This is a genomic window from Clostridium sp. Marseille-P299, assembly GCF_900078195.1.
Classification (GTDB): Bacteria; Bacillota; Clostridia; order Lachnospirales; family Lachnospiraceae; genus Lachnoclostridium.
Genome location: NZ_FJVE01000007.1, coordinates 2,243,114 through 2,269,072, shown reverse-complemented (window position 1 = coordinate 2,269,072; position 25,959 = coordinate 2,243,114). Strand labels below are relative to the sequence as shown.

The 25,959-nt window shown below is 33.8% G+C and carries 23 protein-coding genes and 1 pseudogene; 19 read left to right on the top strand and 5 right to left on the bottom strand.

Going from position 1 to position 25,959, the window contains the following annotated elements; all coding sequences use genetic code 11:
• Nucleotides 1–39 precede the first annotated feature (39 nt).
• The 5 genes and pseudogenes from BN4220_RS17890 (at nt 40) to BN4220_RS17870 (ending at nt 4,485) form a co-directional block, all read left to right on the top strand.
• On the top strand, nt 40–1,287 hold the full coding sequence (locus BN4220_RS17890; protein WP_066719787.1) for a glutamate-5-semialdehyde dehydrogenase: 1,248 nt from the start codon (nt 40–42) through the stop codon (nt 1,285–1,287).
• A gap of 190 nt (nt 1,288–1,477) precedes the next feature.
• A complete protein-coding gene (locus BN4220_RS17885; protein WP_066719784.1) occupies nt 1,478–1,669 on the top strand; it encodes a hypothetical protein in 192 nt (63 codons plus the stop codon).
• Between the two features lie 69 nt (nt 1,670–1,738).
• Nucleotides 1,739–1,978 carry a hypothetical protein gene (locus tag BN4220_RS17880; RefSeq protein WP_066719781.1) on the top strand — a complete coding sequence of 80 codons (240 nt, stop codon included), beginning with the start codon at nt 1,739–1,741 and terminating at the stop codon, nt 1,976–1,978.
• Between the two features lie 23 nt (nt 1,979–2,001).
• Complete coding sequence (locus BN4220_RS17875; protein WP_066719779.1) at nt 2,002–3,459, top strand: M3 family metallopeptidase; 1,458 nt, start codon at nt 2,002–2,004, stop codon at nt 3,457–3,459.
• Between the two features lie 144 nt (nt 3,460–3,603).
• Nucleotides 3,604–4,485: pseudogene (locus BN4220_RS17870) on the top strand (radical SAM protein).
• 210 nt (nt 4,486–4,695) lie between these two features.
• Here the strand turns inward: BN4220_RS17870 and BN4220_RS17865 are convergent.
• On the bottom strand, nt 4,696–6,426 hold the full coding sequence (locus tag BN4220_RS17865; protein WP_066719778.1) for a carbohydrate-binding domain-containing protein: 1,731 nt from the start codon (nt 6,424–6,426) through the stop codon (nt 4,696–4,698).
• 328 nt (nt 6,427–6,754) lie between these two features.
• Here BN4220_RS17865 and miaB point away from each other — a divergent pair, with 328 nt between their 5' ends.
• A complete protein-coding gene (miaB, locus tag BN4220_RS17860) occupies nt 6,755–8,203 on the top strand; it encodes a tRNA (N6-isopentenyl adenosine(37)-C2)-methylthiotransferase MiaB (RefSeq protein WP_066719768.1) in 1,449 nt (482 codons plus the stop codon).
• Between the two features lie 306 nt (nt 8,204–8,509).
• On the top strand, nt 8,510–10,024 hold the full coding sequence (gene rny / locus BN4220_RS17855; protein WP_347477145.1) for a ribonuclease Y: 1,515 nt from the start codon (nt 8,510–8,512) through the stop codon (nt 10,022–10,024).
• Between the two features lie 126 nt (nt 10,025–10,150).
• Here the strand turns inward: rny and BN4220_RS17850 are convergent, their stop codons facing one another.
• Together BN4220_RS17850 and BN4220_RS17845 are read right to left on the bottom strand one after the other, a co-directional pair.
• Nucleotides 10,151–11,413, bottom strand: a complete 1,263-nt coding sequence (locus BN4220_RS17850; RefSeq protein ID WP_066719762.1) for a sensor histidine kinase — start codon at nt 11,411–11,413, stop codon at nt 10,151–10,153.
• Complete coding sequence (locus BN4220_RS17845; RefSeq protein ID WP_066719759.1) at nt 11,410–12,084, bottom strand: response regulator transcription factor; 675 nt, start codon at nt 12,082–12,084, stop codon at nt 11,410–11,412. Before BN4220_RS17845 ends, BN4220_RS17850 begins: the two co-directional genes overlap by 4 nt.
• 305 nt (nt 12,085–12,389) lie before the next feature.
• Here BN4220_RS17845 and BN4220_RS17840 point away from each other — a divergent pair, with 305 nt between their 5' ends.
• From BN4220_RS17840 to BN4220_RS17805, 8 genes are all read left to right on the top strand, one after another.
• Nucleotides 12,390–13,109 (top strand): polyphosphate polymerase domain-containing protein, encoded by a 720-nt coding sequence (locus BN4220_RS17840; protein WP_066719756.1) that lies wholly within the window; start codon nt 12,390–12,392, stop codon nt 13,107–13,109.
• Nucleotides 13,102–13,797: a DUF4956 domain-containing protein gene (locus tag BN4220_RS17835; RefSeq protein WP_066719753.1), complete on the top strand. Its 696-nt coding sequence runs from the start codon at nt 13,102–13,104 to the stop codon at nt 13,795–13,797. Before BN4220_RS17840 ends, BN4220_RS17835 begins: the two co-directional genes overlap by 8 nt.
• Nucleotides 13,798–13,809: 12 nt before the next feature.
• Nucleotides 13,810–15,705: a carbohydrate-binding domain-containing protein gene (locus tag BN4220_RS17830; RefSeq protein WP_066719751.1), complete on the top strand. Its 1,896-nt coding sequence runs from the start codon at nt 13,810–13,812 to the stop codon at nt 15,703–15,705.
• 3 nt (nt 15,706–15,708) lie between these two features.
• A complete protein-coding gene (locus tag BN4220_RS17825) occupies nt 15,709–16,773 on the top strand; it encodes a bifunctional glycosyltransferase family 2/GtrA family protein (RefSeq protein ID WP_066719749.1) in 1,065 nt (354 codons plus the stop codon).
• Nucleotides 16,774–16,848: 75 nt separating this feature from the next.
• Entirely contained in the window at nt 16,849–17,847 is a 999-nt protein-coding gene (locus BN4220_RS17820) for a phosphodiester glycosidase family protein (RefSeq protein WP_066719747.1), read from the top strand.
• Nucleotides 17,822–18,241 (top strand): hypothetical protein, encoded by a 420-nt coding sequence (locus tag BN4220_RS17815; protein WP_242867818.1) that lies wholly within the window; start codon nt 17,822–17,824, stop codon nt 18,239–18,241. The genes BN4220_RS17820 and BN4220_RS17815 overlap by 26 nt, the downstream gene beginning before the upstream one ends.
• 302 nt (nt 18,242–18,543) lie before the next feature.
• Complete coding sequence (locus BN4220_RS17810) at nt 18,544–19,317, top strand: CAP domain-containing protein (RefSeq protein ID WP_242867817.1); 774 nt, start codon at nt 18,544–18,546, stop codon at nt 19,315–19,317.
• A 375-nt stretch (nt 19,318–19,692) separates the two neighbouring features.
• Nucleotides 19,693–19,935: a YkvA family protein gene (locus BN4220_RS17805; protein ID WP_347477129.1), complete on the top strand. Its 243-nt coding sequence runs from the start codon at nt 19,693–19,695 to the stop codon at nt 19,933–19,935.
• 179 nt (nt 19,936–20,114) lie between these two features.
• Here the strand turns inward: BN4220_RS17805 and BN4220_RS17800 are convergent, their stop codons facing one another.
• The gene (locus BN4220_RS17800) at nt 20,115–21,332 is read right to left on the bottom strand and encodes an ammonium transporter (RefSeq protein WP_066719740.1); all 1,218 of its coding nucleotides are present in this window, start codon (nt 21,330–21,332) and stop codon (nt 20,115–20,117) included.
• Between the two features lie 303 nt (nt 21,333–21,635).
• Here BN4220_RS17800 and BN4220_RS17795 point away from each other — a divergent pair, with 303 nt between their 5' ends.
• The 4 genes from BN4220_RS17795 (at nt 21,636) to BN4220_RS17780 (ending at nt 24,453) form a co-directional block, all read left to right on the top strand.
• Nucleotides 21,636–22,343, top strand: a complete 708-nt coding sequence (locus tag BN4220_RS17795) for a lysophospholipid acyltransferase family protein (RefSeq protein ID WP_066719738.1) — start codon at nt 21,636–21,638, stop codon at nt 22,341–22,343.
• Nucleotides 22,344–22,849: 506 nt separating this feature from the next.
• Nucleotides 22,850–23,299 carry a GNAT family N-acetyltransferase gene (locus BN4220_RS17790; protein ID WP_066719736.1) on the top strand — a complete coding sequence of 150 codons (450 nt, stop codon included), beginning with the start codon at nt 22,850–22,852 and terminating at the stop codon, nt 23,297–23,299.
• Between the two features lie 255 nt (nt 23,300–23,554).
• The gene (locus tag BN4220_RS17785; protein ID WP_066719730.1) at nt 23,555–24,112 is read left to right on the top strand and encodes a septation protein IspZ; all 558 of its coding nucleotides are present in this window, start codon (nt 23,555–23,557) and stop codon (nt 24,110–24,112) included.
• A 59-nt stretch (nt 24,113–24,171) separates the two neighbouring features.
• Nucleotides 24,172–24,453: a hypothetical protein gene (locus tag BN4220_RS17780; RefSeq protein ID WP_066719728.1), complete on the top strand. Its 282-nt coding sequence runs from the start codon at nt 24,172–24,174 to the stop codon at nt 24,451–24,453.
• A gap of 179 nt (nt 24,454–24,632) precedes the next feature.
• On the opposite strand, the gene BN4220_RS17775 is transcribed toward BN4220_RS17780, so the two are convergent.
• Nucleotides 24,633–25,826, bottom strand: coding sequence for an IS110 family transposase (locus BN4220_RS17775; RefSeq protein WP_066718695.1), 1,194 nt, complete (start codon nt 25,824–25,826; stop codon nt 24,633–24,635).
• Nucleotides 25,827–25,959: the final 133 nt, after the last annotated feature.

The following is a 25,959-nucleotide window of genomic DNA, read 5'->3' as shown; positions in this document are numbered from 1 at the left end:
TTATTCAATAAAAAAGATAATTGAAAGGGAGTGTAAGTGATGGAGTATTTAAATTCTATTGGTAAAAAGGCGAAAGTAGCTTCAACAAAATTGAATTTACTTGGACAAAAGGAGAAGAATAATGCCTTATTAGCTGCGGCAAAGGCACTTATCAGTGAACAAGATAAGATTTTAGAAGCGAATGCAATGGATATTGAAAATGCTGAGAAAAACGGCATGATGGAGTCCTTGATTGATCGTCTTCGATTAACAAAAGACAGAATTGCTGGTATGGCAGATGGATTAACTCAAATCGCATCTTTAAAAGATCCAATTGGCGAAATGGTTTCTATGGAAAATCGTCCAAATGGCCTTCAAATCATTCAAAAACGTGTTCCTATGGGCGTCATTGGAATGATTTATGAATCCAGACCAAATGTTACAGCAGATGCGTTTGGGCTTTGTTTTAAGACTGGTAATGCTGTTATTTTAAGGGGCGGAAGCGATGCCATTCATTCAAATAAGGCAATTACTTTAGTATTACAACAAGCCTTAGAGTCTGTTTCTATTACAAAAGATGCTGTCCAGCTGCTTGAAGATACAAGTAGAGAGACAGCTACTGAATTTATGCGATTAAATGAATATCTGGATTTATTAATACCAAGAGGTGGTGCTGGACTTATACAGTCTGTAATTAAAAATAGTACGGTTCCAGTTATTGAAACTGGTACTGGAAATTGTCACATCTACGTAGATGAATTTGCAGATTTTAAAATGGCACTTGATATTATAGACAATGCAAAAACGCAAAGATTAGGCGTATGTAATACTTGTGAGTCACTTGTTGTTCATAGTAGTATTGCCAATGAATTTTTACCTTTAGTTTTTAAAAGATTAACAGAAAAAAAGGTTGTATTTCGTGCAGATGAAAGAGCAAAAGCTATTTGCAATGAAATGGAAGCAGCAACAGAGGAAGATTTTTATAAGGAATACTTAGATCTTTTTATCTCAGTTAAAGTGGTTGATAGTATTGATGAGGCTATCGCTCATATCAATCATTATAATACAGGACATTCCGAAGCGATTATAACAAATGATTATAACAATGCTCTTAAATTTCAAAATGAAATTGATGCTGCAGCGGTATATGTAAATGCCTCTACAAGATTTACAGATGGTAATGAGTTTGGCTTTGGAGCTGAAATAGGAATTAGCACGCAAAAACTTCACGCAAGAGGTCCAATGGGATTATTAGCGTTAACTAGTACAAAATTCGTTATTTTTGGAAATGGGCAGGTTCGTCCATAGGAATATCCATAAATATGATTGTATTTGTCTAGATTTACAAATTAAATATTTAGAAAAAGAATTGAACTGTTATAAAATAATCGGAGGTAGGTTTCGAATTTAATTTATAACAGTTCTTTTATATTAAACTACGAAATTTATAATATAACACTAAGTGGTTGTCTTTAATGAAAGAGAATCGCTTCATCCATTGGTGGATAAAGTATCTCGTGTACTGAATATACCAGACCATGTTATTCCAGTAGAGATTGCTTATGTTGGCTATTCTGATGCGGTGAAAGAACCACGAACACAATATAATGAAAAAAGATGCTACTTAGAGGTATATGATCAAACGAGAAAGCATCGAGCGAGACCAAAAAAATTAAAGCATGCGAAATAGTTTTAAAATTACTCCTGACAAGTAATTCATAAATCGCATAAAATCCTTATAAGAAAAGAGGTTTGTTAAATGAATAATTTTAAATTTAGTGATTTAACCTATGAACGTCCTAATTTTTTAGAAGTACAAAAGAAAATTGATGATTTTACAAATCGAGTAAAGGAAGCATGTGCTTATATTGATGTTAAGAATGTAATATTGGAAAATGATAATTTAACCTCAGAATATCTACTTTCCTATGGAATTGCAATAATAAGAAATTATCAAGATTGTACGAATGAATTTTATGCTAGTGAAGTTAAGAAGTAGCACAAGGAATTATTCTTCTTGAGATGACAGAGTTATATAACGCGATTCTTAATTCGAATTATATAAACGATATAGAGAATGATTTTGGTACGGAATACATAGAAATAATGCGTAGTAAACTTAAGATAGAAAGTAATGGTAAAGATCTTAAGGTTACAGAGCAAGAGCTTGTTTTAAAATATCAGCAATTAAAAGCAGGTTTAAAGATTGAATATGATGGAAAGATTTTAAGTGAAGCTGAAATAAATAAATATCATGAAAGTAATGATAAAGAAACTCGAAAAAACTCAAGAATAGCTAAATATAAGGCTATCCTTTCAAAAAAGGAAGAGTTTGAAGAAATTTTAAATAAATTGATACATATACGTATAGAAATAGCGAAGTCCAATGGTTATGATAGCTATTTAGATTATATGAATGAGGAAAAAGGTAGAAGAGGCTATGGTGAAGTAGAGTTGGATGCTTTTTGTGAGCAGGTAAAAAAGGATTTAGTTCCATTTACCTCAAAATTAAGAAAAGCACAAGCAAAACGTCTTGGCCTTGAGAAGTTAGCATTATCGGATTACAATTATATCTTTCCAGATGGTAACCCTGAGACAATTGGTGATGACTTATATTTATTAGAAGCTGCGAAAGATATGTACGAAAAACTTTCGGAGGATACTGGTGAACTTTTTAATCGTATGATAAAGCGTGAGCTTATTGATGTGAAATCTTCACCGAATAAAATAGCAAATATGGGATTTTGTATTAATTTAGAGAAATTAAAAATGCCTTATGTATTTGGCAATTGCAATGGTACAATCTATGATGTCATGGTATTAACCCATGAATTTGGTCATGCTTATCAGGGATATCTTTCGATGAAAAATCAAAAAATTATTGACTATTATTCAGCTGCCAATGATATTGCTGAAATCCCATCAAAAACAATGGAGCAGTTTGCCTATCCATATGCAGAAAAGTTCTTTGGTAACGATGCAGATAAATTTAAATTTATACATTTACAACAAGCATTATTTGAGATATGTGATTATTGTGAAGTAAATGAGTTTGAAAACTGGAATTATAATCATCCAGAAGCTACATTACATGAGAGAGCCATGAAATATGAAGAATTCGAAAAAATGTATAACCCTGATTATGATAATAGCGAACTTATTGAATATATAGAGGCTGGCTGCAAAGTATTAAACAACCCGGCACTTTATATGTTTCCAAAATACGTAATAAGTTATGCATTATCAGCTATGTGTGCCCTACAATTTAATAAGAGATTCGTTGAGGAGAGAGATGCAGCGTGGAGTGATTATATAAGACTATGTTCTGCTGGTGGTAGTAAGAGTTATCCTGAACTTTTAAAACTTGCTAATTTAAGTCTTGCTTATGAAGAGGGAGCAGTAGCTAGTGCAACTGAATATGCAATAGGAATTTTAAATGATTACATTGAAGAAGAATCTCTAAGTTCAGCTAACAAGTAATATTTTTTGTTTTTTTTATTAGAGCTCTATTTTATATTAAGATGAATATGACATGCTATGTCATATATAATGGTGTATTATATTTATTAGTTGAACTTCAAGTAAACTAAAATCAATATGAAACTTAATAAAGAGGATAAAATAATGCACTATAAAGAAGTAAAAGCAATACTTTCACCTAAAAATGGAATGAATCTATATCGTGGTTGTAGTCATGGCTGTATTTATTGCGATGCTAGAAGTACTTGTTATAATATGCAACATGAATTTGAAGATATTGAGATAAAGTCCAATGCAATCACGCTGTTAGAACAAACTTTACGACGAAAGCGTAATAAATGTATGATTGGTACTGGTGCCATGAGCGATCCTTATTTGCATATTGAGGAAAAGTTATGTCATACAAGAAAATGTTTAGAATTAATTGATCACTATGGCTTTGGTTTAGCAATTCAAACAAAGTCAGATATGATTTTAAGAGATCTAGATTTACTTAAGAGTATTAATTCCAAAACAAAATGTGTGGTACAAATAACGCTTACCACATACGATGAAAATCTATGTAAAATAATCGAACCAAATGTCTGTACAACAAAGAGGAGAGCGGAAGTACTTAATATATAACGTGATAATGGGATTCCTACAATTGTTTGGTTCTCACCTATATTGCCGTTTATTAATGACACAGAAGAGAATATACGTGGTATTTTAAGATATTGCATCGAAGCAAAGGTATATGGAATTCTACTTTTTGGTATGGGCGTTACTTTGCGGGATGGTGATAGGCAGTATTTTTATAAAAAATTAGATGAGCATTTTCCAGGTATGAAAGAAAAATATATTACAACATATGAAAATCAGTATGAAGTACAAAGCGAGAACAGTAAGGAATTATTACGTATTTTTGAGTCTGAATGTAAAAGTCATGGAATTGTTACTGGAGTAGATAATATATTTAGCTATTTGCATAAGTTTGAAGAAAAAGAGATTGGGAAACAATTGAGTTTGTTTGATTATATGAAATGATGAATGAGAGAAGTTAGTTACAAATGAAAATAAGTAATTTGTTAAGTATTAAAAAATAAAAAGGGTTGGGTTATCACAAAGTTCTATGACTTGTAAGTTAAAAGCATAGTCTATGTGATAACGCCAACCTTTTATGTTTTATGGATCTAAAGTAAGTGTTGGTGAGGTGTTATATATTTCGTATCTCAACACTAAATCAGAACATGTATATTATTCTTCTGTTACTTTTGAAATTCCGCTAAACATATAGCTACTTTTACTTAGGCTAAAAACAGTACTTGGCTCAGTAGTTGTATCTGCACCATTATTTATATTGTCAGGGTTTTGCATAGTTCCATTTTGGCTACCATCTGCTGGTTGGTTTTTATCATCTGGTTTTTCCATTCCATCAGGAGCTTGGCCATCAGGAGCTTGGCCATCAGGAGCTTGACTATCAGGAGCTTGCCCGTCCGAAGTTTGACCATTTGTAGCTTCACCATTAGGAGCTTGCCCATCTGGACGTGCGCCATTTTCAGGCTTCTCACCATTAGGAAGTTCTGGTCTTTCACCATTGTTAGGTCTCATCATTCCACCACCATGACCCATCATACTTGTTGATGTATATTGAAGTTGAACAGGGTCTGTATAATCTGTAATATTTGTATAGATGCTTCCATTTAAATCACCAATAACAGAGGAAATTTGATATAGAGTATAATCGCCATCTGTTAATTCAGGACTACTATAAACAAGCATTGAATAATCATTTACCGCATTAAATGCAGCAACTGGATTATCATTACTATCCTTAATTAAAATTAAATCTTGTTGTGATTTTGTCTCATTAAATCCTAATACTATAAAGTTCTGAGCAGAATCACTAGAGACTTCATCATACATATTACCTGTAGCTAGCAATGTTCCTCCGTTGATATAGATACCTAAGTCTGAATCAACACCGCTGTCTTGACTTTGTGCATTTGCACTAGCAATTGTGTAGCCACCATTGATTACGATATAACCGTTAGAGTCGATACCATCACCTTCATCACCGCTACCTGAATCACATGTAATTACACCGCCATTAATGGTAAGTACAGAAACATTATCTTCATTTGTATTAATTGAATCATCAGCTGAATTAATTGTAATATGACCGCCATTTATTGTTAGATGAAGACCACTTTCAATACCTTCATTCGTAGCGTTTACAGTGAGTTTTCCATTTCCTTGTGTTTCGCCATTGATATTAAAGGAAACTTTGGATTCAATTGCTGCATCATATTTATGAAGTTTATCCGTGGTACCTTCCTTGTAAATTTTAGCAACATAAGCACCATTAACTTCGTTTGTACTATCATCAGCTAGAACAATATTAAAACCAGCGTTGGTTGTATCAACATCTTTAGTTGCATTTTCTTCACTATCATCACCACATTCATACGCATTGTAAACTACAATACCTGGGGCAACAGTACAGTTAATATTAGCGTTATCAAGAACTAATGTAACAACATCTTCAGGATTTTCTTTTGCATCGTCTCCTAAATCAATTGCGATTTGTCCAAATGATAAATTACCAGTTATTTTATAAGTTCCAGGCTGAGTAATTGTAACTACGGTATGTTTTGCAGCTTCTTCAGCAGAATGGCTATCTTCAGCAGAACCTGCACCATAAGTATCGTCATGACCTGCTTCGTAATATACAATGTCAGCTCCAACATAAACAGGGCTACTTGCATCTGTAGATGCATCTTCTCCATTTACTTGGATACCAGTATCAGATAAAGAGATGACAGTTCCGTCAAAAACATCTGATACACTATCTGTAGGCGTCGTTGTTACTGTAGGTTCGGTTGTAGAGGAATTCGTGTTATTCGTTGAACTACATCCGTATGTAAAAGTTGCAATAACAGTTAAAGATGTTAATAAGTAGATATGTTTTTTAATATTTTTTCTCATAATCTTACACTTCCTATATTAATAATTTCTTGATACAAATAAGTGGATCGGATACATTTCCTTTCACTAAATTCATGTATATTCTTCTAACATAATATCAGTAGTTCGTGAAGAAAGATTGAAGAAAATGTGACCATTTTGTGTTTTTGTGAAAAATCAAAGATAAGTCGAACTTGCATTCTTTTCTGATTCAATTTATAATAAGAAACGGTGTATTATTTTATAAGGTACTGCACCATTTTACTGTATATAAAAGTAATAGGCTAAAAGATGTGATTCCGTCTTTTAGTAAATGGATAATGTTTAACAATAGAAAGGTTTAGATGTAATGATAAAATATGATGAATACGATAAACAAATAGATTTAGATGCACAAGTACCTGAAAAGGAGCCAGAAAGACAGTATTATTTTATGGAAGTCTTAAAGGGATGGGCTCAATCAGAAAAAGAACGTCTTGGTAGAGATTTAACTTATAATGTACAGACATTTGGTTGTCAGATGAATAGTAAAGATTCCGAGAAACTTGCGGGAATCTTAGAAACCATTGGTTATGTAGCAACTGAAAGTGAAGAAGCAGATTTTGTTATTTACAACACTTGTACAGTAAGAGAAAATGCCAATACAAGAGTATATGGTAGAATTGGTTATCTTGGTAACTTAAAAAAGAAAAATCCAGATATGAAGATCGCTTTATGTGGTTGTATGATGCAAGAAGAGCACGTGGTTGAAAAAATTAAGAAAAGCTATCGTTTTGTAGATATCATTTTTGGTACTCACAATATCTTTAAAATGGCAGAGCTTCTTAACCAAAGACTTCATACAAACAAAATGGTTGTTGATATTTGGAAAGATACAAAAGAAATCGTTGAAGAACTTCCTAGCGAACAAAAGTATAGCTTTAAAGCTGGTGTAAATATCATGTATGGATGTAATAACTTCTGTAGTTATTGTATCGTTCCTTACGTTCGTGGTAGAGAAAGAAGTAGAAATCCAGAAGATATTATTAACGAGATTAAGAAACTTGTTTCCAAGGGAATCGTGGAAGTTATGTTACTTGGTCAAAATGTTAATTCCTATGGTAAAACCTTAAAAAACCCAATCACTTTTGCAGAATTATTAAGAAGAGTGGAAGAAGTAGAAGGATTAAAGAGAATTCGTTTTATGACTCCTCATCCAAAGGATTTATCAGATGAAGTTATTGAAGTAATGAAAAACTCAAAGAAAATCTGTAATCACTTGCATTTACCTGTACAATCAGGAAGTACAAAATTATTAAAAGAAATGAATCGTAAATATACGAAAGAAGACTATTTAGCACTTGTATCTAAAATTAAAGAAGCAATGCCAAATATTTCACTTACTACAGATATTATTATAGGTTTCCCAGGAGAAACAGAAGAAGACTTCTTAGATACACTAGATGTTGTAAAACAAGTACGTTACGCAAGTGCTTATACATTCTTATACTCAAAAAGAAGTGGAACACCTGCAGCAAATATGGAAAATCAAGTACCAGATGATGTGGCAAAAGAACGTTTCAATCGCTTGTTAAAAGAAGTTCAAACAATTTCGGCTGAACTTACTAAGAAAGACGAAGGAAGCATTCAAGAAGTATTGGTAGAAGAGATCAATGAGCAGGACAATACCCTAGTAACAGGTAGACTTAGCAACAACTTGTTAGTACATTTTAAAGGGGATAAGAGCTTAGTAGGTCAACTACTTAATGTTAAATTAACGGAATGTAAAGGATTTTATTACATTGGAGAATTGGTATAAATCAAAGAATAATATAGTGAATACTTTAAAATTGATTCATTTAAGTATTGCGATATATCAGTAGATTACGTTATTAATGTATGGTAAATATATATGAATTGTGTTAATTTATTTACACATAATCACTAATTATCCTGAAAATTTGATTTATTTCAACAAAATGCATAAAATTTTCCAATGAATACTTGACATACCTATAAAAACAGTATAAAATTTATATGTTGTATACATGTACAATGAAAATTGAATAAAGGAGGTGCTCATGTGCTGAAATATGTTATTATCGGATTAATCGTTATCGCAGCATTGGTTGTTACTGCGTATGTTGCTTGGAAAGCAGCTATCTCATATCAAATCAAAGTGACTGAAGCTAAGATTGGTAGTGCTGATGAAAAAGCAAGAGAGATTATAGATGAAGCTATAAAAACTGCTGAAACTAAGAAAAGAGAAGCGCTTCTTGAAGCGAAGGAAGAATCCTTACGCACAAAGAACGAACTCGAAAGAGAAGCAAAAGAACGTAGAGCAGAAGTACAGCGATACGAAAAACGTGTGTTAGTGAAAGAAGAAACACTTGATAGAAAAACAGAAGCACTTGAAAAGAAAGAGTCTAAACTTGCATCAAAAGAGCAAGAACTGGACAAACTCAGAGCTGAAGTGGAAGAATCCCACCAAAAGCAAGTAGAAGAGTTGGAAAAAATTTCTGGGTTGACCTCCGATCAAGCAAAGGAATATCTTATAAAAACTGTTGAAGATGAAGTTAAACATGAAACTGCAGTTATGGTAAAAGAATTGGAGAGCAGAGCTAAGGAAGAGGCTGACAAAAAGGCCAAAGAATTAGTGGTGAATGCAATTCAAAAATGTGCCGCAGATCATGTTGCTGAAACAACGATTTCTGTCGTTCAGCTTCCGAATGATGAAATGAAAGGAAGAATTATAGGTAGAGAAGGTCGAAACATTCGTACTCTTGAAACCTTAACTGGTGTTGATTTAATTATTGATGATACTCCAGAAGCAGTTATTCTTTCTGGATTTGATCCAATACGTAGAGAAGTTGCCAGAATCGCACTTGAAAAACTGATTGTTGACGGGCGTATCCATCCTGCAAGAATTGAAGAGATGGTAGAAAAGGCCCAAAAAGAAGTTGAAACAATGATTCGTGAGGAAGGTGAAGCAGCCACATTAGAAGTGGGCGTTCATGGAATTCATCCAGAGCTTGTTCGCTTATTAGGTAAGATGAAATTTAGAACAAGTTATGGTCAGAATACGTTAAAGCATTCTATTGAAGTGGCTATTTTATCCGGTTTATTAGCTGGGGAGATTGGTGTAGATGTTAGAACTGCAAAACGTGCAGGTTTGTTACACGATATTGGTAAATCAGTAGACCACGAAATGGAAGGAACTCATGTACAAATTGGTGTGGATTTATGTAGAAAGTATAAAGAATCTCCAATCATTATTAATGCCGTAGAATCTCATCATGGTGATGTAGAACCTCAGTCATTGATTGCGTGTATAGTTCAAGCTGCTGATACAATTTCTGCCGCTAGACCTGGTGCTCGTCGAGAGACATTAGAAACTTATACAAACAGGTTGAAACAGTTGGAAGATATAACCAACAGCTTTAAAGGGGTCGATAAGTCCTTTGCAATTCAAGCAGGTAGAGAAGTTAGAGTTATGGTTGTACCAGATCAGGTTAACGATGACGAAATGATTTTACTTGCGCGTGACTTATCAAAGAAGATCGAGTCTGAATTAGAATATCCAGGCCAGATTAAAGTTAATGTTATAAGAGAATCCAGAGTAACCGATTATGCGAAGTAACAAGATGTAATCGGATATATAAAATGTGAAGTTGTAAAAATACTTTAAATGTTATATTTAAGGTATTGATACAGCTTCACATTTTTTTTGTTACAACGAATCAGCACGAGAATGTGTGAAGGATTGTTAAGATCTTGTGTAGGAGATTTTAGGATCTTGTGCAGGAAGTAACACCTTAATTAATAATGAATTATTATCCTTACTGGATGCTTGAATTCTGCCTTTATGAGTTTCGACAATAGCCTTGGCTATGGAAAGCCCCAAGCCATATCCTTTCGTCTCAGAGTTTCTTGATTTATCTCCTCGGTAGAAGCGATCGAATAAATGATCTAAATTCATCATAGAAATGGATTCTACTGTATTTTCCACCGTGAGGTGTATATATCTTGCTTCTTTATATAATTTTAAGGAAATTAAAGCGTTAGCAGGAGAATATTTTAAGGCATTATCTAGTAGGATAGATACCAATTGTCGCAATGTTTTTTCATCACCATAAATAGAAAGCATAGGTTGAATGTCCATTGTAAATGTTTTGTTTTGTGCCTTCGCTAATGATTGAAAAGAGTGTGAAGTCTCAAAGACAAGGTCGGAAAAGGGAAATTCTATCATCGTTAATTGAGGTTTTTCCTCCTCCATTCTTGAAAGTAGTATTAAATCGTTTGTCAACAAAGCGAGCCGTTTTGTTTGAATCTGAATATCCTTTAACCATTCGTTTTCTCCAAATTCCATTTCCAGCACTTCTGTATCGGCATTGATAATCGTTATTGGAGTTTTAAGTTCATGCCCAGCATCAGTAATAAATTGTTTCTGTTTTTCCTGGCTTTCATAGATTGGTTGGATGATTCTTCTTGAAAAAAGAATGATCAATCCAAGAACGGCTAGCAGACCCAGAATGGAAATGCCACAACTAGTAAGTAAAAACGTGCGAAAGGTAGATAGGCTTCTACCGCAGTCTAAAAAGATAATTCTTACATTATCGTCATTCGAATGAACGATATATCTGTAATCATCAATAAATCCATGTGTATTTTTGCTGTCCCAGACATTTTGGGCATATTCCATTGCTGATAAGGTATCCACAGCAGCGATTTTACCAGTGTCTACGGAAATAACCTCACCCGTAGCTGATAGTAAAACAGAAAAATAACGAGATTCATACGGCAATTCTGGAGAGGTAGCTTTTCGTCCTGATCCTATAGATTGGTGTGAATCTCGTCCTTTTTTAGGAAAAGAACCATCATTTTCTTTTAATATGGAGAGTGTATTATCAGCGTCAACTACAATATCAATATAATTTAAAACATTGACTGTGCCCATTATTATGAGCAACACGAAAAATAAAGATAGCATGGATACTGCAATAAGTTTAATTCTAAGTTTTTTTATCATTTTATTTCCTCCAAAGAATAGCCTATATTGCGTGTGACTCTAATTTGGATGTCTGCGTGAAGGGCTTCTAATTTTTTTCTCAAATAAGAAATATACACCCATACAACTTTAATTTCTGTCTCGCTGTCAAACCCCCAAATTCGTTCCATGAAATGCTCCGTGGATATCATATTTTTTGGATTTCGCATTAGTAGCTCCATCATCTGATATTCTTTATTTGCCAACCGAAAGCTACCACTTGGTGAAGAAAGTTCAAAGGAAACGCTATCTAAAGTGATATTTCCAACATGTAATTGAGAATCTGAATGTATCGTTTGATTTCGAGTCATGGCGCGAATACGGGCTAGAAGTTCTTTGGCAGCAAAAGGTTTTGTTAGATAATCATTGGCGCCACTGTCTAAACCAAGAACCTTGTCATCAACTTCAGACTTTGCAGTTAGTATGAGAACGGGTGTTTTAATTCCTTGTTCTCGTATTCTTTTTAATACGGTGATCCCATCCATTTTAGGCATCATAATATCAAGAATGACACCATCATAATTGCTAGATTGCAAATAATTGTATGCTTCTGCGCCATCAAAAACTACATCAACCGAGTAATGATTTTTTTCTAAAATCGTTTGCACGGCTCTAGACAAAGATTTTTCATCTTCTGCAAGTAAAATTCTCATAAGATTCCTCCATATTCTATTGTTGATTTAATTGAACATGTTATTACATCTTTTATATTTTCTATAATTATATCTTTTACTTTTTCTTTTTTTATACCATGTGAACATTAATTGAAATTTAAATTTGCTAAAGTATAAGTGGTTTATTTCTATAATTTTTAATTATATCACTACAAAAAGTTAAAGTCATCTCACAGTAAGCTAAACCCTTCAATTCTTTTTGAAATACACAAAAAATTCACATCTATTTTTAAGTTGAGTTAGAGTTGCCTTTTTATACTTTGGATAAAAGGAGCTGAGATATTATGAGTTATCAAATGATTTTTAAGCGGTATGAGATGAAATACTTGCTGACACAAAAACAAAAAGCATCCATTTTAAAAGTTATGGATGAATATATGAAATTAGATAAATATGGTAGAGTATCCATTCGAAATATCTATTTTGATACTGATACTTACCGGTTAGTTCGACGTTCGATTGAGCGACCTACGTACAAAGAAAAATTGCGGTTGCGTAGTTATCAACAGTCGACGGCAGAAGATCCCGTTTTCGTAGAACTTAAAAAAAAGTATCAGTCGGTGGTATACAAACGTAGGCTAGTTCTACCGCAAGCACAAGCAATTGAATGCCTTTGTAGTGGTACAAAACTGCCACTTCAATCTCAGATTGCTGAGGAAATTAATTATTTTTGTGCTTATTATCATAAACTGTCTCCCTCCGTATTCCTTTCCTATGATAGAGAGGCTTTTTATTCACTGGATGGCAGTGATTTCCGTGTTACTTTTGACGAAAATATTCTTTCTAGACAGAAAGATATGTCTTTTGAGAGTGGTATTTATGGAACCCCCTTAATAGACGAAGGAATGTCTTTGATGGAAATAAAAACTTCAGGAGGAATCCCTTTGTGGATGTCGAATTATTTGTCAAAAAATAATATTTTTAAAATTTCTTTTTCAAAATACGGAACCGCCTACCAAAAAACAATTCAATATAACTTCCAAGGAGGTCTTTTACATGCTTGATTCTTTATTTAAAGGTATTTTTGATACGGATATGACCAGAGTAATTTCTGTATCTGATTTTCTACTTTGCATCGGTTGCTCTCTGGTAATTGGCTTGATATTAGCTGCTATGTATATGTACCGTACGCGGTATACGAAAAGTTTTGTAATCACATTGGCCATTCTTCCTACTGTTGTCTGTGTAGTCATCATGATGGTGAATGGGAATGTGGGCACTGGCGTGGCTGTTGCTGGTGCATTTAGTTTGGTGCGATTTCGATCAGTTCCAGGAACTGCAAAAGAGATTGGAGTACTTTTCCTTGCTATGGGTACCGGTTTGATTACTGGTATGGGGTATCTAGGATATGCGTTCTTATTTGCAATCATACTCAGTGGAATTAGCGTACTTTATAGTTATTTTGATTTTGGCGTTAGGGAAAATGGAAACTTATATAAGACCTTACGCATCACTATTCCAGAGGATCTAGATTATAGTGGAGTGTTTGAGGAACTGCTACAATCCTATGCTTCCTCATGGGAACTTGTACAAGTAAAAACTACAAACATGGGGAGTCTTTTTCGACTAACCTATAATTTGACTCTAAACAATGCAAATTCGGAAAAAGAACTAATTGATAAACTCCGTTGTAGGAATGGTAACCTAGAAATTTCTGTTTCTAAACAAGAAACTACAGTATCTGAATTGTAAAGGAGGAAAACTATGCACAAACATAAATTATCAGTCCTTTTTTTGGTGCTAATGCTAGCTGTGTCTGGATGTAGCACGAAAGAGGGTGACAGTTCAACTAAGGGTAGCACTGCTGAGATTAATAGTTCAGAGAATGGTTCGTCAGAGAATGGAACATCAGGGAATAGTACATCGGGGAATAGTACTACTGAGAATAGTACTGCGAACAGCAGTACTTCGGATTCCGATTCTAATATCACACAGACATCCATAGACACATCTGAAATGTTTTCAAATCGAGATTTTGAAATTGGCTATGAGGAAAATGAAAGTGCCTTAATCAACTTAAATGGGGACAGCGCTCAGTGTGATTCCAATGCTGTAGAGATTTCAGACAATATCATCACGATTATGGACGAAGGTACCTATATTCTTTCTGGTAATTTGGACAACGGTATGGTGGTTATAGAGGCAGATGATACTGATAAAGTTCAGATTGTATTAGATGGAGTTAAGATCTCCAACGAGACTTCAGCGGCCATCTATGTGAAAGAGGCTGACAAAGTATTTGTAACAACTACCGCAAACTCAAGCAACATTCTAACGAATGGCGGTAACTATGTGGCAATTGATGATAACAATATTGATTCTGTAATTTTTTCAAAGTCTGATATTACTTTAAACGGAGCTGGTTCACTAGTGATTCAAGCAGCTGCAGGACATGGGATAGTATCAAAAGACGATCTAGTGATTACAAGTGGAGCTTATGATATTACGGCAGCAAGCCATGGGATTTCAGGAAAGGACAGCGTAAGAATTGCCAATGGATCTTTTACAATCAATTCTGACAAAGATGGGATTCACGCAGAAAATAGTGACGATGCTTCTCTTGGTTTTCTTTATGTTGCCAATGGAATTTTTAATATTACTGCAAAAGGTGACGGACTGAGTGCCGAAAATTATCTCCTAGTAGAAGATGGGGAGTACAATATTGTGACTGGTGGAGGAAGTGCTAATAGTACTACAGAGAAGAATGAATTTACTAGTAGCACAACATCTACAGATAGTACCAGTATGAAAGGAATTAAGGCAGCTGGGAACCTATTTATTGATGGGGGAACCTTTACTATTGATTCTGCCGATGATGGCCTTCATTCCAATGCCAACCTCTATGTAAATAACGGAAGCTTCTATATTTCCACTTTGGATGATGGAGCTCATGCTGATTCAAAATTGGTGATATCTGCTGGTAATATACAAATTACTGAAAGTTATGAAGGTTTAGAAGGGCAGAGTGTGGATATTCTTGGTGGTGAAATTAATCTGGTAGCAAGTGATGATGGAATCAATGCAGCGGGTGGAAATGATGAGAGTGGAGTACAAGGCACTGGTGGACGTGGGGCAGACCGTTTTTCATCTGATGCCAATGCTTATATTAATATTTCAGGTGGTAAAATATATGTAAATGCCTCAGGGGATGGTATTGACGCCAACGGTAGTGTAACAATATCTGGCGGAGAAACCTATGTTTCTGGTCCAGACAGTAGTGGAAACGCTGCACTAGACTATGATTCAGAAGCAAACATTACTGGCGGTATCTTTGTGGCAACTGGAGTATCTCAAATGGCGCAGAATTTTAGTTCTACCTCTACCCAAGGGGCTATGCTGGTATCCGTTAACACACAACAGGCTGGAAGCATAATAAAACTTACCGATAGTAGTGGGAAAGAGTTAGTTTCATGGACAGCAGATAAGGCATTTGATTCTGTTATCATTAGTTGTCCGGAGATTACAGAGGGGTCTGTATACTCGTTGACTGCTGGTTCTTTTGAAACTGAAATTACAATGGATACACTAATTTATGGTTCTGGTGGTATGGGTGGTCAACCTGGAAATAAGGGAAGTCGAAAACAGGGGGGCAGGAAATAGCAAATGGATTTAATAAGAGAAGGGAAACCAAAGGAAGAAAAATGGATTGCACTGATTCCGGCATTTAAACCGGATGAGGAACTGCCGGATTTGATTTATGAAGTCCGGCAGGCTGGATTTGAAGTCGTAATTGTAGACGACGGCAGTGGAAAAAACTATGCAGATGTGTTTCGGCAATGTTCTAAGTATGCTGTTGTTCTAACACATCCTGATAATAAGGGGAAAGGTAGAGCTTTAAAAACTGGTTTTGCATATATAAAGGAGCACTTTAGTGAAGGGTATATCGTTACTACGATGGACTCAGACGGTCAACACATGGTGAATGATGCAAAGAAAATTTGCCAGATGGCACATAATTATCCAGACTCTTTAGTGCTGGGAAGTCGAAGGTTAAAAGAGCATGTACCTATGAGAAGTCGGTTTGGTAATGGAGTCACTCGTTTGGTATATCGGTTATCTACTGGTGTGAAAGTACATGATACTCAAACAGGGTTAAGAGCCTTTCATAGCAACTTACTTCCAAAATTTCTGAACATTTCTGGGGAGCGTTATGAATATGAAATGAATGTCCTATTGGAATGCTCACGTGGGCGAATCCCTATCCGTGAAGTAGAGATTGAGACCATCTATATCGATAAAAACTCGGCATCCCATTTTAATACGATACAAGATTCTTATCGCATATACCGGGAGATTTTGAAATTTTCTGCGTCATCTTTTATAAGTTTTTTGGTGGACTATGCTCTTTATAGTGTTTTGCTTCTCTTAACATCAGGATGGGGGATTTATAGTTTATGGCTATCAAATATTATCGCTCGGATCGTAAGTGCAAGTGTGAACTATACGATTAATCGGAAACTGGTATTTAAGAATAAGAATAATATTACAAAATCTGTCTTGCAATACTTCGCACTGGCAGTGTTAATCCTGATTGGGAACACATTTTTGCTGAGTCTTTTTGTAGAGCAATTTGGAATAAATCGATATGTGGCAAAGATTTGTACAGAAATTTTCTTCTTTGGTATTAGCTGGATTATTCAACGAGGTATCATTTTCCGTAGAAAGTAAAAGTTCCAGTAAGAAAAAATATCTATACAATTAATGCATGCTCTGAAATTTAGGAACTCAATAGGAGAAATGATTATGACACGATTGTTTAAGAAAAAATATGCGTGGGCTATTTTTTACTCTATTTTTATAACTATTTTTACAGTGTATCTTGCACTGGATACCTTTGTGATTACTAAGGTTTACTCAAGAATCCCTTTGGAGCAAGAACAGTCGGGAGAAGATTATAATTCTACTGATTCTGCAGGTAATGAATCGACTGACTCTATGGTTAATGAATCAAAAGATGCTTCAGCGAATGAAATGAATGATTTTACAGCGAATAGTAGCACAGATAACAAGGTTATTTCAGAAAACTCATACATTGATGAAAATATTAGCATTACATTAACAGAATACAGAGAATATGATACCTCAATTTATGTAGCCGATGTGCTCGTATCTTCTCCGGAATATCTAAAGACAGCGCTTGCGCAAAACGCCTATGGACGAAATGTAACAGAAAAAACTTCTGTAATGGCAGAGAACAATAATGCCATCTTGGCGATTAACGGGGACTATTACGGTTCGCAAGAGAGTGGTTATGTGATCCGCAATGGTATTCTTTATAGAAATACTGCATCAAAAAATCAGGAGGATTTAGTGATTTATAAAGATGGTACCCTTGGTATTATTACTGAAGGAGATATTACTGCCGAACAGTTATTGGAAGACGGTGTCAAACAAGTACTTTCCTTTGGCCCAGGATTAATAACAGATGGAGCGATTGCTGTATCAGAAAATGAAGAGGTTGGAAAGGCCAAGGCTAGCAATCCTCGTACAGCCATTGGTATTGTGGGAGATTTGCACTATCTTTTTGTTGTTTCTGATGGGCGTACCGACGAAAGCAAGGGACTAAGCCTATATCAACTTGCTGAATTTATGCAAAGTTTAGGTGCAGAAACTGCATATAATCTAGATGGAGGAGGCTCATCTACCATGTACTTTAATGGAGAGGTTGTAAATAACCCTACCACAAACGGGCGAAGTATCAAGGAAAGGAGTGTGAGTGACATTGTTTATATCGGATACTAATAATCCACATTTGAATATGGGAAAGAAAGGTTTTATATATCTTCTAGCATCCTTATTCTGTGTTATATTCGGCTTTGTTTATGAATGCTTTAGCCATGAGGTATACTCCTTTTATATGATTTATGCCTTTATATTTCCTCTGGTTGGAGGCGTGCTACCTTTCTATGGAATGGCAATATTTAGACTTCGAAGGATTCCAGGAAGACTTTCTATTAATTTATATAACACTGGGATTGGCACCCTTACGGTGGGAAGTATATTTAAAGGAGTTTTAGAGATATACGGGACTAGTAATCGATTGGTTGTGCTTTATTGGTATGTTGGAATAGGATTTGTATGTGCGGGAGTCTTATGTTATCTAATTGCCTTGTGTCAAAAGGAGGTTAGAGTATAGAGTACAAACTGTGAATGTGTCTGCACTCGTCACTCATAAATAACCAAGAGAATGTGCTTGCACATTCTTTTTTCAGTTACGAGGAAATAAAAATAGAAATGCATATTTTTACAGAAAGAAGGAGCAATTATATAGCATTCTCTTTATTTACAAAAGAACGATTAAAAAACTATTATAATATAAGGGATTCCAGACTTTACCTATTTAACTTCTACCAATAGTATGTTAATATCATCTTGTAACATATTTGTAACATTTTTAATAATTTTGTAACATAAGATGCAACAAGAAGGAGGATTCTGATGAAATTAACAAGAATTGTTTTGGCAACAATGGCTACAATGGCAACAGTTTCGATGCTAGGTACACCAAGTGTAGTACAGGCTGCGTCAATTGATGATTTTAGCACTCAACTAAATGGCAAGGTGATAACAATAAGCGGCAACAGTCAGGATGAAATAAAAGATAAATTAAAAGAATATGGAATAAATCTTGATAATATTGATTTGCAAAAATGCCCTGGATTCTCTAGCGTTGTAATTCCGGGAACAGAAATAGAAGTACCCGAAGTAGAAAAACCTGAGGTAGAAGTACCTGAAGTAGAAGCACCAGAAGTGGAAAAACCTGAAGTAGAAGTACCTGATGTGGAAAAACCGGGTCAATCAGAAGAAGAAAACGGTAATTCTGGAACAGAAACTGAATTATCTTACGCGGAACAAGTTGTGAAATTAGTAAATGAAGAAAGAGCAAAATATGGTCTTTCTCCACTCACAATTGATAAGTCTGTAGAATCGGCCGCACTTGTGAGATCCAAGGAAATCGAAAAATCATTTTCACACACTAGACCAAATGGCAGCAGCTTCAGTACTGTATTAAAAGAGCAAGGTGTAAACTTTATGGGAGCTGGTGAAAACATTGCATGGGGCCAGAAATCACCTGAAGAAGTTATGCAGGGATGGATGAACAGTGAAGGCCATAGAGCGAATATTTTAAATGCAAAATTCACAAAAATTGGTGTTGGTTATTATCAAAATTCTAATGGAACAAATTACTGGACGCAGTTATTTACTTACTAAAGTAGAATTAATATTTTAAAATAATTTTGAAATTCAACTTGAAAAATAGCAGAAATTTAATGGGATTTCTGCTGTTTTCAAGTTAAATAGTTTTGAAGACACAGATACATCTTCTAAAAAGATGAAGTCTGTGTCTGCTTTTTTATTTTAATCTAAGTCATTAGCAATGGCTCTTTCTTTAGTATTCTTTAAAATAAATAAATGTTTGAGTTGATAACTTATAAAGACACATGATATAATCTGCTTGCCTGTAGGTATATTAGAGTTTGATTAGATATTTAAATGATATAAAATTTTATTTTTGAGGTCTTGAAAGACTTGTAAATCAAGGGGAAATAGCGAAATCTATTAATTAGAATTTGCAGGGAGACAAGTATGAATTTTAAAGAAAGAGCTAAAAAGCTAAAGTCAGATATTCCAACAATTTTTTTGTCTTTAAAGGATAAGGATACACCAATAATTGCAAGGATTTTAGCGGGTATAACGGTTGGATATGCTTTATCTCCAATTGACCTAATTCCTGATTTTATACCAGTTTTAGGATACGTAGACGATGTGATTTTATTACCTGTATTAGTGGCATTTACTATTAAACTTATTCCTAAAGAAGTATGGTAAAAAAATCGTAAACAAGCAGAGCATCTGTGGCTAAAAGGAAGTACTAAGACATGGTACTATGCACTTCCTATCGTTCTGATTTGGATATTGATTTTATGGCTAATTATCAAAGTTATTTGACACTCCTATAATTGCCTATAAAATTACTTTAGAGAAATACTTTGAAAAAATAAATGAAGTTACTCTTTTTTATCCATACCATAATAATCGCTAAAGGATTCTTGAAAATAAGCTTTATCAAGACCACTATCTTGTATTTCTTCCGATACACGAATTGTAGTTAGCTTATTCGTTATAAAGAAGACAAGATATGTGACTATAATGGAGTAGATAGCAATGATTACAGAACCAAATAATTGAATACCAAATTGTCGAATTCCTCGCTCTACATTGTTTACTAATGGATTTGCAAGGATACCAACCATAAGAGTACCTAAAAAGCCGCCTACACCGTGAACACCCCAAACATCTAATGTATCATCACAAAATTTCCGTTCTAATTGAACACAAGTATAACATAACAAAGCGGCAATGATACCAATGAAAACTGATGCTAAGGGCGTTACATAGCCAGAACAGGGTGTAATAGTCGCAAGTCCAGCAATAGCACCAATAATTAGCTCAAGGAATGAGAGACGCTTATGAATAATTAAATGGATTATTAACCATGTAATCATTGCAGTGGCGGTAGCAACACCAGTATTAGTAAAAACAATGGTAGCAATACCCGCTGCTGTTAAGGAGCCACCAGTATTAAATCCGAACCAACCAAAGAATAGTAGAGCTCCTCCGATGGCGACAAATCCAACGTTAAATGGTGCAACAGCATTCTTCTTCGCCCGCCTACCAAGGAAGTGTACGCCACCAAGACAGCCAAATCCTGCAGTAATATGAATGACAGCACCACCTGCGTAATCTACGAATCCCATCTTAGCAAGGAATCCACCGCCCCATACCCAGTGAGCAACTGGGAAGTAGATAAGAATCATCCATAAGACAAGGACCCCAATCCAACCACCTGGGGTTAGTCTGTTTACAAAAGCTCCAGTCATTAGAGGTGCAGTTATAATAGCAAACATCATTTGGTACATAAAAAACAGCATGAATGGTATGGTTGAAGAATAATTTGTATTAATTAATGGAGTAAAATTATTAAAGCAAAAGTACTGCAGTGGATTACCAATTACACCTCCAATGTCATTACCAAAAACTAAGCTAAAGCCACCAAAAATCCATAAGATTGGTACAATACCCATGGCAATAAAAGAATAGAACATCATGGTTAATGAATTTTTTCGTTCTACTAAACCACCGTAAAAGAACGCAAGCCCAGGTGTCATAATAGACACTAGTACAGTAGAGATAATCATAAATGCGACGTCACCATGAATAATCATTACATCACTCCTTTTGTGTGTTTTACTAGTATTAGTTTTTCAAAAATAATGATTTACATTCGTTCACAAAAAATAATTTTATTTGACTAATAGGGAACAAAAGAAGCTAAGTTAGCCAACAGTCTACTTGGATAAACAAAGTTATATAAACAGATATTAATAATATTATAGATATTAACAGTGACTAATTAATTTGTAAGTTAATATTGATAGTTTGTAAAAAATCTTGTATTCTGTTAATAGGAAATCTTAATCTTTAGGGTATGGATTAAAGCATAATTTTATGAAGGGATTCGTATATAAATGAATAAATTATTAATTAAATCGATTTATCTGTTGCCTGAACCTTTAATTACTAAGTTTGTTAAATTTTATGTTGATTTACAGATAAAAAAACATGTAAGTTTAGAAGTAAAAGGTCTTGAAAACTTAGAGTGTGAATTTAATAGACCTTATTTATTTGTATGTAATCATTTAAGCAATTCGGATGGTTTAATATTGAACAAAGTACTGGAAAAAGAGAATGTAATCTTTGTAGCAGGAAAAAAATTAAAGTCTAATTCTCTCACTAATTTGGGATTTAGAACGGTTAGATCAATATCAATATTACCAAACTCACCGGATAAAGAAGCAATTAAAAAGGTCATTAGCGCAGTAAAAGAAGGTAACAGCGTTTTAATATTTCCTGAAGGAACACGTAGTAGAACAGCTAAGATGATAGAAGGGAAAAAAGGTATTTTACTTTTTGCAAAGCTCACGAATGCTCCAATCGTACCAATCGGTATTTGGGGTACGGAAAAATTTATGCCGATCGAGAAAGATATGGGGAAAGAAGCATTTTATGATGCTGATATAAATATTAACATTGGTGAAGTTTTCAAGCTTCCTAAAAAAAGTGAGGATGAAACCAAGGAAGACTGGGAAGCTAATAGTTTAAATCATATTATGATGAGAATTGCTGAACTTCTGCCAAAAGAATATAGAGGATTTTATGATAACGAAAATAAATAAAAAAACCAAATTATAAGCTATCATTATTGATTATTGTTAAGATGTTTTTAATACTAGATTCCGGATTTAATAAGAAAATGCAGGGAACTACTAACTATGGAATTTTAAGTTAGTAGTTTTTTTGTACGGAAATTTACTCCTAAAACTAAAATTTATACTAGCATTATAACTAAAAACACCAATAAAATTAAAGCTAAAATAGAGGAAAAGAAAAGATTAATATATGCAATGATTTTTATAACTTTAGGATTGTTATGAGATGCTTTTATTATTATATACACTCCTATTCCGATAAATAGACCAACTAGTGCAGGAAAAAAATACATTAAAATTCACCGCCTTTTATTTTGCAGAACATTGGTAATTGAATATTGATAATTTGTTAATAGAAAATATATTTTATTGTATGGTTTAAGTATATCTTAACGGTTAACGTAAAAACAGTCTACTATTTTTTTACAATAAGTTTTACACTTTTGATAACCTATAGTTAGGAGATGGTGGATATGTTGAAAATTGTACGTGCTAATATAGAAGATGCTGGTATCATTACAAGAATTAAAATTTCTGCATATAACAAAGAAATTAATACATATTTAGGGAGGAACGGAGGTCCACCTGGTTATGCTAAGATGGAATCTCAAATCAATATTATTAAAAAATATATTGCCTATAAAATTACTTTAGATAATCAAATTATAGGAGCATTTTTTCTTATTCCTATTAGCAGTACAATTATGCGTTTTGAAGATTTTGTAATAGAACCATTTTACCAAAACAAGGGATTTGGATATCGTGTACTGGAATTAGTCGAGAGAGAATATTCAGATATTTTAGTATGGAAACTTTCAACGCCTATTTTTAGTATAGGAAATCAGTATTTATATAAAAAGTTTGGTTTTGTGGAAGTTTCGAGAGATGAAGAAGAAATAGAATATGTTAAAATGATAATTTAAAACTGTAAGAAAGGAATATAAAAATTTACTACCAACTATAATAGTAGTTGGTAGTTTTTTATGCGGTAATTTAATATTTAGTTAAATAGGTACATTGAATACTGAATATTTATTGTTAACAGGATTGGGATAAAAAGGTAGAAACTATCTACTTATGATGGTATAATATGATTATTGATGCGCTGTAGCGTACAATTGCGAACTAAGACTATATTTCTAAAAGAATGATAATTAGAATTTGTAGGGAGGAAAGATATGAAGAAGATTAGTCCAATTATAAATATAATAATTCCAACAATCGCATTTTGGATTTGTTATAGATTGTTTGGATTATTGCCAGCGATGATTATTTCTGTCTTAATTAGTTTGGTAGCAGTTCTACAGGCTTATACCAAGAAAAAGCAAGTATCAAATACTCAGATAATTGGACTTGTTGGTTTGATTTTATCGAGTACTTCGATTGTTTTGTCTGGAAATGAAAAGCTCTACTATATTCCAGCATTGATTTCAAATATAGTCTTGCTGAGTTTTATGGTAGTGCTAACAATTAAAAGAAAAAGTGTTTTTTTATATCTTGCAAAAGACTTTCAAATAAAATCACTACAGCATATTTCGGAACAAGATGTGCTTAGTTTAAATTATTTATGGATGTGTTTTTTCTTTTTGAAATGTATATCTAAAATAGCTGGATTAATTTATCTTGATTTTGAAAAAATATATTGGGTTGTCTTTTTTCTCGGTGACCCAGCTATGTTAATTGTAGTTGGAATTTCGGTAATACATATAAAGAGAAACGTTATTAATGTAGAATGATTTATATGCTCTACTTATTAAATTCAAATCTATTTTGTAATAATTATATGAATAGGTAGGTGACTGGAGAAACTACTGCTTATGATTTAAATATTAGAATGTTCCAAGAAAGTCGCTCAGGGGGCTCATTTAAACAATGTAATTTAACAACGAACGAAAGTAAAACTATTGAATTATTTTATTTTGACTCTTCAATGAATGAGCATGGAGGTTGGAGTGGAGATTTTAGAACAAAGTTTTATTTAGTAAATGAAAAAAAGTATAATATGAAAGACTGTTTTGCATCTCTTACAAAGATTTATATGGGAAGAAAGATGATATTTATTGCTGTGCATGTGTAGGAGAACAATCAAGTATAATAAAGCGTAATTAAGAAAAATTAAACTACCAACTATCAATATTTAGTTGGTAGTTTTTTTGTACGTTAAACCTTGCTAATAAAAGTCAAGTATAAATTGAAATAATTTTTAGCTTAAAAAAGGGTAACTTTAATAAACCTCATAGATATGAGAAAAAAATATTATCTATAGATTTCTGTTACACGAGCATAGTAGATATGTAAAAATTTATTTACCCCTGCCATTTTGGCTACATTTTTTGGCTTACCTTCACCTTCTTTTTTAATCATAAAGAGATAAACAGCATCATTTTCGGGTTTATGTAACTTTAGGGATTGCATGACCTCATAACCCGCTTTTCGTAGGCTTGCTGAACCTCTTTTAGATATGTGCCGGTTAAGGCTTTCATATTGACCAGATTGAAACGGTGGAGCATCATTCCCCGCATAGGCATTGAGAGCACGTGCATTTTTAAATCGGCGAACATCCCCGATTTCAGCAATCAAGCGTGGAGCTAGTTTATCACCTACTCCATTCATAGCCCTTACAACTGGGTATTCTGGCAATGTAGAGGCTATTGATTGCATTTGACTTAGTATAGCATTAGATGAAGTTTCTGTTTGCTTTAGTAAGAGTAAAGCATTTTTAACAGCAACTAAAGTACTTGTATTAACGCCTCTAGTAGTAATGCTTTTGGTGGCAGTTTCATAAATTTTAAGGGCTTTCATTTGAGGGTTTCTTGCTCCGCTTTTGTAAGCGAATTTGACATAAGATGAAATAAAGCGCTTCTCAGTCATTGCTTTTATAGTATCAAAGCTTTCGTATTTTTCTATAAAACGATAAAGAAGATTGTCGTCTGGATCGTACGTGTTTGATGTGAGAATCGATTGAATACCTGGCATTATTTCATCGAGTAAATTAGAAAGTTGAACTCTTGCTTTTACTTTCATTGAAACGTTTTGGTTATACTGCCGAGAAAGAAATTTTAAGTCATTATATTTCTCATCGATTCCAGTATAAGGAGTAAGGAAATAAGCTTTTTCTAAAGCATATTTTGCGATTCGCATAGCATCTTTTTTATCAGTTTTACCTTTGCGAATCTCATTATCTCCATACTTTTTCATGAGATAAGGATTAACTAGAGAAACAAATAAATTGGCAGCAAGAAGCTGTTTGAGAATGGGATAGTGATAATGACCTGTTGCTTCCATCACTATACGAATCTCATCATTATGACTTTTCAGCATAGCAATGAATTGACCTAGATCATATTCATTATGGTGAATTTCGGACGGTTTAAGAATAATTTCTCCTGTGGAACTTAGAACTGCAATAGTACTTTTAGATTTTGATACATCAATACCCACTGCAATCATGGTAATCCTCCTTTGTCTTTGTTATGATTGGTTCCAACTTCTCAAATATCTAAACAGGTTTGTTAGTTACACGGGAGCTACGTCCCAACTTGCTGAATCGAATGAATGATAATGAGAGCTGGCTGACAGGTTT